The 14,804-nt window shown below is 47.8% G+C and carries 4 protein-coding genes and 4 pseudogenes; all 8 read right to left on the bottom strand.

Translation table 11 applies throughout. From position 1 onward, the window contains the following. Positions 1 to 72: 72 nt before the first annotated feature. The 8 genes and pseudogenes from ACTWJ7_RS05530 to metK all read right to left on the bottom strand — a co-directional run bounded on the left by ACTWJ7_RS05530 (position 73) and on the right by metK (position 14,606). Positions 73 to 1,299 carry a ComF family protein gene (locus ACTWJ7_RS05530; RefSeq protein WP_443145180.1) on the bottom strand — a complete coding sequence of 409 codons (1,227 nt, stop codon included), beginning with the start codon at positions 1,297 to 1,299 and terminating at the stop codon, positions 73 to 75. Positions 1,300 to 1,323: 24 nt separating this feature from the next. Further along, a pseudogene (locus tag ACTWJ7_RS05525) lies at positions 1,324 to 2,809 on the bottom strand (helicase-related protein); the annotation flags it as partial. Positions 2,810 to 3,775: 966 nt separating this feature from the next. Next, complete coding sequence (locus ACTWJ7_RS05520; RefSeq protein ID WP_301880098.1) at positions 3,776 to 4,156, bottom strand: hypothetical protein; 381 nt, start codon at positions 4,154 to 4,156, stop codon at positions 3,776 to 3,778. A 323-nt stretch (positions 4,157 to 4,479) separates the two neighbouring features. Beyond that, positions 4,480 to 5,201, bottom strand: a pseudogene (locus tag ACTWJ7_RS05515) (response regulator). A 4-nt stretch (positions 5,202 to 5,205) separates the two neighbouring features. Beyond that, positions 5,206 to 6,365, bottom strand: a pseudogene (locus ACTWJ7_RS05510) (sensor histidine kinase). A 47-nt stretch (positions 6,366 to 6,412) separates the two neighbouring features. Continuing rightward, positions 6,413 to 9,135: pseudogene (locus ACTWJ7_RS05505) on the bottom strand (stalk domain-containing protein). A gap of 323 nt (positions 9,136 to 9,458) precedes the next feature. After that, a complete protein-coding gene (locus ACTWJ7_RS05500; protein WP_301880629.1) occupies positions 9,459 to 13,181 on the bottom strand; it encodes a SwmB domain-containing protein in 3,723 nt (1,240 codons plus the stop codon). Positions 13,182 to 13,403: 222 nt separating this feature from the next. Further along, positions 13,404 to 14,606 carry a methionine adenosyltransferase gene (gene metK, locus ACTWJ7_RS05495; protein ID WP_024631631.1) on the bottom strand — a complete coding sequence of 401 codons (1,203 nt, stop codon included), beginning with the start codon at positions 14,604 to 14,606 and terminating at the stop codon, positions 13,404 to 13,406. Positions 14,607 to 14,804: the final 198 nt, after the last annotated feature.

Genomic DNA, 14,804 nt, shown 5'->3' with positions numbered 1-14,804 from the left:
TTTTATTTCATTATCTAACTTGCGTATGATAACCACATAGCCACCTATTAAGTGAATATGCAAATACTCAGGTCAGGATCTGGCCAAAGTCAGCGTGTAAATCTCTATTGGGAGGTTCATAGAAAATCCAGCTTTTAAGATCACCTGTCCACAGGCATCCAGGGTACTACCGGTTGTGTAAATATCATCAATCAGTAACAAGCGTAAGGGAGTTAACCGCCAATCTTGTGTTGTTGATGTGATATGTGAAGAGGCTTCTTTTCCAATCGTGTATGAATTAACTGGCTGTGAATACATGTTCTTTGGCATGGTTTCATTTGAAGCTATGTAGAGATCAGCCATTATCTCCGTTCCACCCGGCTGCATTGAGAAAGCATCCTGCATGGTCTGGATGCGCTCGCCGCGTGTTTTGAAGCTTTGTTTGGTGGTGTTGATCCGGCGCTGTAGCAGATCAACAACTGGCAGCCGATAGGCTGCGGCGAGTCCTGATGCGAGCCGCTCTGCCTGGTTGAAGCCGCGCTCGGCAAGGCGTTCGTTGCTGACGGGGACATAGGTCACCGCGTCTGGCCGCCATCGCGGCTTGTTGTTTTGGAGCAGCGACTGGCGGTTGCGTGGTGCTGCTCCGGGATGAGCGTGCGTATAGCACGCGTATGTGGTGTGGTGTTGCGCGTGTGTATTTGCGGGTGCAAACACGGCAGGAGATTGTACGGGTGCGCTGAATGATTGAAGCGAGCCAGGTCGGTGAACGGGCGCGTTGTTGTTTACATCGCCCCCGCTAGGTCGGTGAACGAGTGCGTTTGTTGACGCACTCGAATTATATGGATGTGGACTGGCATCCATATGAGATTGAGCAGGCGTGGCGGGACGAGCCGCGGGGGCCAGGGTTTCTTTTGCCAAAACAGGGTTAAGTTCCTCACTCATTGCTTGAAATGCTTGAATCAAAAGAGATGTTAATAACGGCGCGTAGCGCTCGTGACCTCTAAATTTGTACATGCCAATCCATTCCTTCATTAAAGCATTGTACTGAACGGCGCTGCGGTTGAGGATGAAAGAACGGTTTTGCATGTGTGGTCGGACGCAGTCCGGGCAACCTATTCCTCGACCACAGCGCAAGCAGCGAATGGTACGAATCCACGGAATTTGCTGCACACATCGGGTACATACCTCTGGATAAATTGTTGAAAGGATCGCTCGGGTTCCACAGGTCAGGCAAGTTGCTCCTGGTGGGGCGAGCAGGTTATGCAGACGATGGGTAAGCTGGTGCAAATAATCGGTTAAATCGTTTAGCCAGATGGGCATAAGTGTGAGCCTCCAAAGTTGAATTTATGGATGAGACGGTGGGTGCAGGTATCCTTTGCGGCGGGCGATGGTATTCATCTTTCGGATCTGTGCCACTGCTCGGACCTGAGAACGTGTACGACGGGATGATGCAAAGACGACTCTTCCAGCTGGATCATCCATAGATCTACCTGCTCTGCCCGCCATCTGCACCAGAGACGCTTCGTCAAATAGGCTATTATCCGCATCCAAAATGAATACATCGCTACGGGGAATGGTGACGCCTCGCTCCAAGATAGTGGTGGTCACGAGCAGACGTATGGTCCGTTCACGAAAAGCAATAACCTTGCTCGCACGATCTGGATCTTGGGATGATGTTCCTTCGATATGAATTTGTGGAAACATGCGACGCATGAGATTTACAAATGCCTCAATCTGAGCGATTCGTGTCACAAAAACAAATAATTGAGCTTCCCGCAGCAAGGAGGTTTGAATGCTCTTTTTTAGTGTGGCGGGCAGCTCCCGCTTCCGAATACATTCAGCGACGGTAGGCATTTTCATCAGGTGTGGCACAGGAAGAGGATGGCGATGAAAACGAACCGGTACTCTGGCGTGAGCGAGTCCCCCTGAGCGGCTTCCTTCTGCAGCCGAGCTGGCGGCGTAGCAGACAGGTATACAAAGTGTCCATGAGGTTTGCACGAGGAGGCTGCAGCATGAGCGAGCATAGGATCGTTGTGATAGGGAAAAGCATCGAGTTCGTCGATAATGACGAGATCGAATCCCTGGTAAAAACGCATCAGTTGGTGCGTTGTCGCGAGTGTGAGCTGTGCGTCTTTCCAGCGCTCGGTGCTGCCTCCGTATAGTGTAGCGAGCGAGATGTTAGGGAACGCCTTCGCCAAACGAGGGGCAAGCTCCAGCACGACATCCCGCCGCGGCGTAGCGACAAGAGCTCGTCCACCGCGCTCCAATATGTATTGGAGCAAAGGGAATATCATCTCGGTTTTACCGGCCCCGGTCACGGCCCACAGCAAAAACCGCCCCGGCCCATCCCCTGCGGATGACTGGGCCAAAAACGCCAGCGCCTCGGCAGCCGCCGCGCTCTGCGCCGGGCTCAACCCCCACCGGGCAAGTCCGCCCTCGGTGGGGTCAACGGCCATGCCACGACGCGATGCTTCACCGCGTCGTGGCATGGCTCCTGGCGCTGCGCTAAGCAGCAGCAGCGCACAAGCACGGCTGCGCCCCAGCGCGAGGCATGCCTCGCAGTAGGCGCACGCCGCCAGGCCGCAGGCAGCGCAGGGCACGCGCTGCCCGGCAAAGCTGCCGCATCGGCGGCAGCGGGGCGCGCTGTGCGCGCGACCAAGCCACGCGAGGCGTCGCCGCCGCGTGGCAGGCGCCTTCAGGGCGGCTGCTATGCTCAGCCGCCCCATAGGTGCGCGAGCTGCGCAGCCGCGCGCCAAACCGAGGCAAGCTGCGGCGCTGTGTCCGCCAGCAGCGCCTCTGCCTCGGCCGCCAGCAATTGGCGGCCGCGAAGCCGCTCAGCCAGCAGGGCCGCGCCCCGCTCCAGCTGAGCCCACTCCCCGCGGGATATGGCTCTGCCATCCCGCCCACCTCCGCACCTCTTTCAGCGGCACTCCCTACATTACCCGCCATCTCTCCCCTAGGCTCCAGTTCCCCGGAGGCCCGCTCGTACCCATCCACTTTGCGCTGCATATACGCCTTCCAATGCTCCCCTCCCCACTGATCCATCCCTCGCTCCATCTCAAAATTCTCTACCATCCATGAGGCCTGACTTAAAGGCAGCTCCCTGCCTAACAGCAACCATCGCAACACCCGCTGTCCGCTCACCCCCTCAAGCCACCACGCCACATCCACTCGGATATCCAGTGATAGAATCATCTTCCACCCTTCTCTCACTTGACACACATATAAACCAACCTTCATCTGCTCTCCTCCCTCAGCTTCAATATCCCGAAACGCAAAAAAAAGCACATGCCAACCCGACTTTTCGTCGGAGCATGTGCTTCATGTCCATCCCAATCAAATCATATCCATTTGTACTACCACTATATCAATCGTCGAGTTGTGTTACAAGTTATTGTAATTCCAAATCCTCTTCATCATATCCTTTTACCAATTCTCTTATTAATGATAATCTTTCTTTGAATACGCGAAACTTTTTCCAATCCGTACCGTCTATACTTTTAACTTAAGAGTTCTGATTTCAAAAAGCTTCTGATTGTTAACTAAAGAAGAACAGAAACCCTGCAATAACCATACATTGCATAAAAACCCATATTTAATTTATCAGCAAGCTTGGCTACAATGACAAAAAAGACTACAGCATACGCTGTAATCTTTAACCTCGAACTTATGAAATCCAAGCTTAACTTGGCAAGCAGGTATGACTTCATTAAAAGTACTTTTTGACTGATGACATTCTTTAGCCGGTCTGTCTCAGCATTTCGTACGGATAATGATTTTAACCCGAAAAAAGCAACTACTGCTTCGGCTCACGCAAATCGATAAGGCGAATAGAACGATTCCCTGTCTGATTCCCCTGCTCCATATCGGAAGGGACAGCAGATAAGTAGGATAACTCCATTCCTTGCCTATGCATAAGCTTTTCAATGATTCGAACCGTTTCGGCTTCCGTACGATCAGCGACAACCGTCAATGTGAAGCTCTTTCCACGGTAAAATAATTCCCGGCAAAGCGCTCTTACAATACCTTCAATCCGCTGCTCCTGATTGGAAGGAATGAGCAGAATCTGCTCGTAGCCTTCGGGGTCCGGACGAGAAAGATCGCGCTGGTGCATGGCATGAACGGCCATTGCCGCCAGGAAGTATATGAGCAGAATCATAGTCAGATGAGCAACCATGGCAACTGCACCTCCTCGGAAGGTCATGCTCACCCATGGCGAACATCCCTGTATACAGCAGTATATGCTGCATCCCCTGAAGGGTTACACTTGCAAATCCCGAACGCTCATATTCCATTCTGATCGACACTGGACGAAGAAGACAGGCCAGGTCGTTCACTCATTCATGCCGAAGCTAACGTAAGTTCTACACAGCTTCACACTTTGATCATTTGCTGTAATAAAGTCCATTAACCCGCTAACCAGTCCAATATCTTGGAATGGGCGCGAGTAAACAGAAGCCTATATTTGTTAACAACACACTACATAATTACAATTGTATATTAGAGCGTAACCCAGCCATATTTGATCGAGTTGATAACCGCTTGCGTACGATCGTCCACTTCCATCTTCTGCAGAATACTGCTGACATGGTTTTTTACTGTCTTTTCACTGATGAACAGGAACTCACCAATCATTTTATTGCTCTTACCTTCAGCCATCAGACGCAACACTTCAGCCTCACGACGAGTAAGCGGATTGTTGTCGCCAGCGACAAATTTAACGCCTGCCTCTTTCGAAGCCCCCTCGCTCATTGCCCCTGTCTCATTAAGATACGTCATACGACGCAACTGCATGATCAGTTTGCCCGTTACTTTAGGGTGGATGAATGCATGACCTTCATGAACGGAACGAATCGCATTAATCAGGGACTCGGCCTCCATGTCTTTCAACAAATATCCGTTAGCGCCTTTACGCAGCGTCTCGAACACGTAGCTCTCATCATCATGAATAGACAAGATAATGACTTTGACATCCGGGAACAGCTCTCGCAATTTCTCCGTTGCTTCAACCCCGTTTTTACCGGCATATTGATGTCCATCAATACGATATCCGGTTTATCCTGATTACAGAATTCGAGCACCTGAATTCCATCGCCGCATTCGCCGATGACCTCAATGTCGTCCTCCATATTTAAAATGCGTTTCAGACCTTCACGGAACAGCTGATGATCATCAGCCAAAAGAACTTTAATTGATGCTTTACCAGTATCACGGTTTTCCATCCTGCTACTCCTTTCCCTTATCCACGTTTGTCGGGATATGAATCACTATTTTGGTTCCTTGATTTTCCGCGGATTCGATCTCTATTCTTCCTTCTAACAGTTCAACCCGCTCTCTCATCCCAATCAGACCGAAGTGGGTATGATCCTTGCTCTTCTTCGCAAGAAGCTCCGGTTTGAATCCAAGCCCATTGTCCTGCACGACAATTTTGACGAGCTGAGCCTGGTATGTAATTTCCACTACAACATAAGTGGGATAAGCATGCTTTGCAGCATTGGACAGACCTTCCTGCACGAGGCGGTAGATCGCTGCCTCCATTGCGGAAGACAAACGATGTTCCTTGCCTCTCGTTTCAAAAAGCGAGCGGATTTTTGTTTTTCTTCAAAATCCTGCACGTACTTCCGAAGCGTCGGAATCAATCCCAGGTCATCCAGTGCCATAGGACGCAAATTGAAAATAACTTTTCTCATTTCTCCAAGACTCGAACGAACCTGGCCTTTCAAATCTACTATTTCGGCCTGGACCATCTTAAAATCCTGCTTTATGAGCATTCTTTCTACAATTTCCGTCCTAAGCACTAGATTTGCGAGCATCTGTGCAGGTCCGTCATGGATCTCACGGGCAATGCGTTTCCGCTCTTCTTCCTGGGCCAAAATTATTTTCAAACCAATCATTTGTCGATTTTTGGCGGATTCAATAATACGGGTCACTTGACCCAACTCACCCGACAGATACTCCAGTACAACCCCCATCTGGGAACCGATCGTCTCGGCGCGCTCCACCGAAGCTTCCACATTTTTGGCACGCTTCTGCAGATCATCCCGACGGGCTTTCAGATACATTTCCTTTTCACGGTAAATCATCAGATCCAGCTGTAACTGCGTCGCTTTTTCATACGCCTGCTTGATATCATGCTCGGAATAACGGACGAAGTCACGGCTAACCTCGGTTAGCCGGATCCGGGAGCGGCGGTAGTTCAGCTCCAATTGATCTACTTTCTCGATCGTTTCCGCCGTCTCCTTCAGAACCGACTTCAACTCCTCGTTCAGCGTTTTCAGCTCATTACGGGTTGAGTCCATAATCTCAAACATTTGATATTTACTGTTTTCCATGACTTGAATGGCGTTTTTTATGACGCGGTCTATGGCATCGGCTTGTAAATCCACGTTTGTTCGACTCCATTTCTATCGTTTCCGGTATATATCATACCATATCACGATGAGATGGTAACGGTCTTCGTGTTCTGTTCCCATTTTACAGTCAGTCCAAGCTGCTCCGAAACGAGTCTGAGAGGGACTAAAGTCCTGCCACCAGATACATAAGGTGCGACTGTTGCGCTTTGTCTTTTACCATTAATAATGAATTCTTTCTGACCTACAACCAGATCGATTAGCTTACCACCACGCACAACAGTAATCCGTTGATTTCTGCTGTCCCAGCTCGCCTGTCCGCCAAAAGCATCCAATACATGCTTGATTGGAACATAGGTTGTTCCATTTTTCAGCACAGGTGCGGCGTCGATTGCCTTTTTCGTTCCGTTCACCGTCATGGATTTCTGTCCAAGCACCAGCGAAGCAGTTCCTGTAGGCAACCCTACTTCACTGGATTTGGATGGCATGGTGAAAGCAATGTTGTCAAAAGCAACCGTGCCTGTCTTCGCACGCTCATCCTGACCTTCTTCCACATTCACCACATAAACCCGTTTCAGCTTCGCCGGATAAGCAATGTTCAGCCCATTCAGGTCCACGTTCAGCTTTTTCCAACCGTCCCAATCAATTGCTTTAGCGAGGTCGGCATAAACTGTTTTGCCACTGGCATCAGTAAATTCAGCACGCAGCCAGTTCAGGCTCTTATCTCCCATAACATCCATCGACATGGATGTAGCTGTCGCAGATACCTCTTTGCCAGTGGAACCGTTCAGTTGGGCATAAGCATACATTTTACCTATTCCCGCGGTCATGTCATAGCTCAGCTGCAGCACCTTGGAGCCCGCTTTTTCACCTGTTCCAGCTGTCACGGAAGCCGATCCGGTTACACCTGCTGCGTTGGTGGTGAAGTTGATCGGGTAGCTTACATTTTCGAAGTTCTCCATATCGTTTCACTTGCCGCAGCGGAGAGCACAACCACCGTGCTGTAACCGTCGTAACGACCGATTGCATAACCCACCTGAGCACCGGAATTCACAGAAGATACAGTTAATTGGTCTGCAGCCACTTTACCTTTGAAACCGATAAATTCCCATGTCAGCGAGTCCGCCGGAACCGTTACACTTTGTCCGTCTTTGGTCTTCGCCGTCACCGGAATGGAGATCGTTGTGCCCGCTTGGAGCGATCCCAAGCCAGATCCTGCTGTCAGTGAAGCCAGTTCACTGCCACCCAGCACGGTTACTTTAATGGAAGATGAAGCACCGTTACTTGTTGCGGTCAGCGTCGCTGTACCTGGTTTCAAACCTTTGATCGTTCCATTACTTACACTCACGATGCCGTTGTTGCTCGATTTCCACGTCATTTTGATATCGCCTGTCGCAATCGGGTTATAGTAGGTGTCGTATCCTTTGGCTGTATATTTGCCCTCTTGCCCTACCAGCAACGTTTGGCTGCCACTCACGGCAAAGCCCTTCAGCTTGCCTTCCGGCGCCGTAGAGAACACGCCCAGCGTGTTTACGACCTGACGCTGCTCTGTACCGTACTCCGTATTGAACGTAAGTCCTGCTGTCTCCTCGCCGAGCGGACGAGTTACCATCGTTGTGGAGCCGCCTCCGTCCAGATTCATGCCTTTCCATACACCAATGCTGGTCATGAAGGATTGCAGTTCAGTCAGCGACATGCCGCTGCTATTACTGTTTTTCTCCGCTGCAATAATGTAGACATATCGACCATCCTGAGAATACCCTACTGCCGTTCTGGCACGAACACCACCGATCCCGGAAGCTACAATATCGCGGGAAAACGTTGCCGCCTTGCCACCATTCACCAGAATGGTATGACCACCAATCATCATCTGCAGTTTGCTCGGATCAACGGATTCTCCAGTTGTTTTGGCTTTTAGCTTGTAATCCGCATTCAGCGTCTGCCCAACTGCGAGGTGAGTCATAATCCATGTCGCTGCCGTTCCATGCGCACGCAAAATATACCCATCTTCCGGCACCGTCATGTCTAACGCCTTTTTATCGGAAATCTGGGTAATTACACCGTTCTGCACAAGTACCTCAGTTGGTGTGGTAGAAGGATCATTAGGCCGCTTCGTGGACGTCCAAGCCGGTGTATAAATATACATCGAATTGGCATGGCTGTACTTCACCGAGCCCGATTCGACCGTGTAATCCTCCTTATTTATCCCACGCAAAGCAAACGTTGAACCATCGTCTGCCTTCACCGTGCCATCGAATGAATATTCATCAATCATCGGCTTGCCGTCCTTGGTTACGGTGAGGGCATACATGCCTGACAATTCCGATGGTGTAGACACGAGGACCCCATCCGAGACCTGTCCACCAATCGGTGCCAGTTCCCCGGATACATTAAAGTAATCGCCGTTCACAGCGGCTACTGCACCATTTTCCTTGGCCATGCCACCCGTGCTTTGTTTACTGTTCAGATTGCCGCCCTTGCCTGTCATGACGTCCAGCTTCACATAAGGATTCTGCAAATCCACTTGAATGACGTCCGCCAATACGTTCACCTTCGAGCCGGAACGTGTTGTTGTATAACTGTATTTCATCAACTTCGCACCCGAAGTCAGAATTTCTTCACTTAATTTGCTTGTCGTTGTAGATGCCGCAGCGGCTACTGACTGCCATGAACTTCCCGACCACACCTGTTGTCCCGCTCCCAGAACCGGTGCAATCCAGATCACGCCTGCCAGCGTCACAATCGCCCATTTCTTCGCCTTGCTACCCTTAACGTCGTTCAGCCGTTTCCCTTGTTTCCCCAGCATGTTTGAAACGTCTCTCCCATCTTGTATATCAATCTTAGATATCACGATCTCTACCACGTGGCAGCAGATAGCGAGATTTCTAGTATACTCTTCTATTAATAGACTACTTTTTGTGGAAAAAGTTACGCCTGTATCCTATATTAGCACTCAATCATTAGAAGATTTGGATACCACCCCAAGGAAATTCTTTCTCTCGTATGTATATTCTTGATTCTTTCATAAAGCTTATAACGACTTATTTATTTTCTACGCAAAAAAAGAAGCATATGATCCAGACTCACATCTGCTATGCTTCTTCTTCAGAAATGTAACATTTTTTATTTTTACATATATCCAATTCGGTTAAGCATACGTTTTAGCATTACTGCCGCTTGGACTTTTGTTGCTTTTTGAAGGGGACTGAATTCTGTTGAACTAACGCCTTGAACGACCCCTGCCTGAATTGCCTTGGCAACCGCATCTTCGGACTTAATTTCCTTTTTATCCTTAAAAGGAGATAATATTTCTTTCTTAGATGTTTGAAGATATACAGGTTGTCCCACATAATCCATCGCCCGAATAATCATGATTGCCATCTGCTCCCTAGTAATCAAGCTATCCGGTTTAAATGTAGTTTTATTGACTCCAGAAATAATGCCAGCTTCTGCTGCCGCACCAATATAAGCACTTGTCGGACTCTTGGCTTTAACGTCACTAAACCGTTTGGCGGCTTCAAGATTCCCTTGAAGACCTAACCCTTTAGCAACCATTTCTGCAAATTCACCTCTGGTGATCTTCTGATTAGGTTTGTATAAAGACAAATCAGTGCTAATAATCCATTTTGAGGCCAACTCATTAATTGTATTATATGCCCAGTACTTTTTATCCGGATAGTTGACCAAATGAGTAACTGGAGCCACAGTTTGATTACCATTTAACAACCCTCTAGCTACTATTCCAGTTGATGTACTTCTATATGCCGTTGGCACATAAGAGAGTGAGTTTGTGCTGGAATCAACAGCTGTAAATCCGGTTAAAATCGTTGAAGTATTGCCTGGTAATTTTATAGAATACTGACTCTTGATATTTTGCTCCACATTTTTTCCGGTATTTCCATTGTATAGAGTGATATATATATCTGTTGCATCTGCCAAACTTTGAGCGTTGGACCGTGATAACATATATTCCAGGGTGCCTGAAGAAAGTTTAGGAACAGACTCCAGTTGTACGTATAGTACAGAAGCACCCGGAGAAGTCGTTATGCCCGCACTTTGTCCCATGGATACCAGATTCAATTGTGACAAGGGAATACTCCATATACTTTCTTTATACTTTATGCCAATTGTGCCTGTTCGGTAGCTCGCAGCGATCTGAGACAACCTGTGGAAGGGAATTCCTACATATGCATTCTCTTCAGTTGCTGGAACCTCAAACAATACAGGTTGACCTATTTTTTGGATTGAAGACGCGTAGTCAAACGCCTGCCCAAGCTTCGTCTCATCAATGATATATTGTCTTGATGAACGATTATTATGCGAGGTCGCACTTTGTACTGCTGCCGTATCGCTACTCATTACAAAAATAGCTTGCCCAAATCCGGATTCCGCTGCGCTCCATTCAGTGAGCCAAGAAGGACGTCCCTCCACCCCAGTACTCCCACCGGTAGAATTGGAGTCTGTGCTTTGCTGCAATGTCAGTGGACCGAATGTCCCTACTTCAGCATTCAGTGCATTTCTGAGTGCAACTGCACCTCCTGCTGTGTAGCTAACTGTACCCGTTTGTCCTGCTGCTAATGCAGGCACTGATCCGGATAACTTCAGGATAACAACAGTGCCTGAGGCAGAAGCGGAATTAACGGTGAAATTTGTGCCGTTGAGCTGTACCTTGAACTGTGCTGGAGACAAAGATGCCTCTGTTTTTAATCCATTTCGGAAGTTAATCAGCACAGTATCTCCTTGTAACACACCAGACAAGATGGTTCCGTTCCCATATGTATATGTCACGGGAACCAGTTCCAAATAGCCTGCGTGGTTACCATTCATGTCTGTGAGACGATTCGTACCTGGAACGTAAGAGAGTGTCACAATCTGTGCGCTTGTCACAGGTGATGCCAATGTTAGCGTCACAAGATCATCCTCAATTTCCAGATCCTTAACGAATACGGCTTTTCCATCTACCAGTACAGAATACTGGCTGTTTAACGGCTTGTTTAATCGGTTTAACGGTTCGTTATAGTAAATCCAGAGCTTATTGCCACTCACCTCAGCATTCTGAAATTCAGGTGGCTTCGTATCTGTACTGTTTCGCACATAGAACCCGCTAAATCCTGCAAGTGCCTGCCCTCGGCTATCCTTTATCGGCCACTCAGTAGGCTGATAAGCCACACGAACAACTTCTCCATTCGTAATCGCACGACTGAGGTTAAGAGTGACAAGTGAACTAGTATTGGTAGACATACTACTTACACCCACTGGTGCCCCGTCCGCAGACACACTAAATTGTTTGTATGCCTCACTTGAATTGACATATACCGTTTCTGGATAATAGAGACTAATCGTATTCGTATATGCCGTGCCTTCGCGTGGCTTCGACATGATGGAATCCAGACCGTTTTCCACATCTCTTGCAGAAAACGCTGCTGCTGCATTAAGTGACAGATCTTGAATTTTACGTGTCCCAGTTCCGGGAGTGTAGGCTATTCTCACTACTTGTCCCACCGCTACACCAGTATCCAGGACAACATACACGCTATCTCCCGAAACATAAGATGTACTTACATTTCGATTCTCTCCGTTAACCGTGACTGTGAAGCTTGAGGAAAAGGGATCAAGGCCTGAGAGTAACTCGTCATACGTCAACCGAATGATCGTATTACTGTACATCTTCGCTGTCTTAAGTACAGGAGCCGTTGTATCCAATGCCAGTGTTCTGAAGGACCACGAGCTTGCACCCGTCAAGCCTGTAAAGAGATTACCGGATTTGTCACGGAAAACATTAGCCGGAATATCTATAGAATACGTGGTGTTACTCATCAGACTCGTTTGTGGAATAATACGTAACTGCCTATTGTTCGAACTGTTGATGAGAGTGGTCGCCGTCACAGTTCCCCCATTGGTATTCTTCAAAATCGCTGACCCGGTATAAGCGGTATCCAGTTCTTTGTTGAATGTTAATGTCAGTTCACTGGTGAGCGATACTCCAGCTGCTCCATTTGAAGGAGACAGGGATGACACAGTTAATGCTGTCGGATCAGAGATAACATTGAATCCCCAATCACTTCGCTGTATTGAACTTATATCATTCCCCTGTGTATCTCGGAAAAAACCTTCCGGTACAGCTATGTATATCGTACTATTATTACTCCAATTCCTCGCTGGATCAATGGTTACCGTCGTTCTGTCAGCGTTAAAACTAATCTGAGATGAATTCGCATCAATCTCTTCGAATAAGGTATTACCTTGATAAATTTGCATTTTTCCTGCGCCATTTATTACAGCTCGATTATATGTAAGCTGAATATTCGCAGAAGGAGATACACCTGAAGCAGCATTAACAGGAGTTCGTCCCACAAGTAAGGCTGTAGCAATTCCCTCTGTATGGAAAGTCCACTCCTTGTTTAATCCCACAAAGCGCTGATTATCCGCATAAACAAAAGACTGACCACCCACCATGACATATAAATTACCATTAGGTAATGACTCAGATGGTTTAATATTCACCATTTTTCCAAGTTCCGGATCTGTGTTTATATTGTCTGGAACAATAGTAACGTCACTACTATTTACAGCAATCTCTGCCACGATGGAATCATCCTGGACTCTTCGAATTGTAATTGTCTCTTTAGAATTTGTTACTTTCTTAACAGGGTTGATGAATTCAATCACTAGTGGTGCCGAGGTACTTACATTCGTAGCATTTACTAAAGGTAAAGTCGCGCTAATACCTTTCCCCGCCAGATCTTCAGCAGCATATGCAGGCTCCATTCCCAACCATCCCGTGAAGCAGCCTTGTGTAATTAACATCAGAATCATTAGACTTGCTAATCCCTTACGGGCCATATTTTTCATAAACACCCATCCTTCCCCCTCAATCTGATTTTTTCCTAATGTCTGATATACAGACCTCATTATGTATGTCGGTCATATCGTAGTTTTTTTTTAGCTAAAAGGGAATAAAAGGAATATTAATCTAGTCTATTGACCCTTTCAGTAATTCGATATTTGAGTATGCAAAAAGCCCCTGATTCCTTATCGGAACCAAGGGCTTCTATTGATGACTGTATCGTTAACTTACAGACCTGCTTGCTCTTTCAAAACGTCCGCCTTGTCCACTTGTTCCCAAGGAACATCCAGGTCTGTTCGGCCGAAGTGACCATATGCAGCTGTTTGTTTGTAGATTGGGCGACGCAGATCCAGCATACGGATGATACCAGCTGGACGAAGATCGAAGTTGTTACGCACAAGCTCAACCAATTTCTCTTCGCTGACTTTGCCTGTTCCGTATGTATCTACGTTGATCGATACCGGGTTGGCTACACCAATCGCGTAAGCGAGCTGGATTTCCACTTTGTCGGCAAGACCTGCAGCAATAAGGTTTTTCGCTACATAACGAGCTGCATAAGCTGCGGAACGGTCTACTTTTGTTGGATCTTTACCGGAGAACGCACCACCGCCGTGACGTGCATAACCGCCGTAGGTATCTACGATGATTTTACGTCCAGTCAAGCCTGCATCTCCTTGAGGTCCGCCAATAACGAAACGTCCTGTTGGGTTGATGAAATATTTAGTCTGCTCATCCAGCAATTCAGCTGGAACGACTGGCAGGATTACATGTTCTTTGATGTCTTTTTGGATCTGCTCTAATGTGGTCTCTTCAGCATGCTGAGTAGACACGACGATTGTATCAACACGTACCGGTTTGTCACCGTCGTATTCAATCGTTACTTGAGTTTTACCATCCGGACGAAGATATTCCAATGTACCGTTTTTACGCACTTCAGCCAAACGGCGAGCGATACGGTGAGACAATGCAATTGGCAAAGGCATGAGTTCAGGTGTTTCGTTGGTTGCAAAACCAAACATTAGACCTTGGTCTCCAGCACCAATATTCTCTGTTTCACGAGCCATTTGTTCCGGGTCACGGTTCTCCAGAGCTGCGTTAACGCCTTGTGCAATGTCAGCAGACTGCTCGTTAAGAGAAGTCAGAACTGCACATGTATTGAAGTCGAAACCGAACTTGGCACGAGTGTACCCAATTTCCTTAATCGTATTACGAACGATGGACGGAATGTCCACGTATTCAGACGCTGAACTGATCTCACCGATGACAAGCACAAGGCCTGTAGCCACGGAAACTTCGCACGCTACACGAGCGTTTGGATCATTCGCCAGGAACGCGTCCAACACGGCGTCCGAAATCTGATCGCAAATTTTATCCGGATGTCCTTCAGTTACAGACTCCGATGTGAATAGATGTCGGCCTTTAATAGACATTGAAGTTTCAACCTCCCATAACCAGTAGTATGGCGATTGCCCGAACAAAACATTTACGTTGATTCGTTCACTGTACCCTCGAAAGCTTTCCGGGCGGAATAAGGACGCAGGGTCCGCAGTTACGAAGATAAGGATTTTTCAGGTAATGGCCTCAACAAAAAATCAACCTTTCCCTAGTGGAAAAGGCTGCGTACCTCA

Source organism: Paenibacillus sp. 1A_MP2 (genome assembly GCF_052244825.1).
GTDB classification, from domain to species: Bacteria; Bacillota; Bacilli; order Paenibacillales; family Paenibacillaceae; genus Paenibacillus; species Paenibacillus vandeheii.
This window is presented reverse-complemented; position numbering and strand designations above follow the sequence as displayed.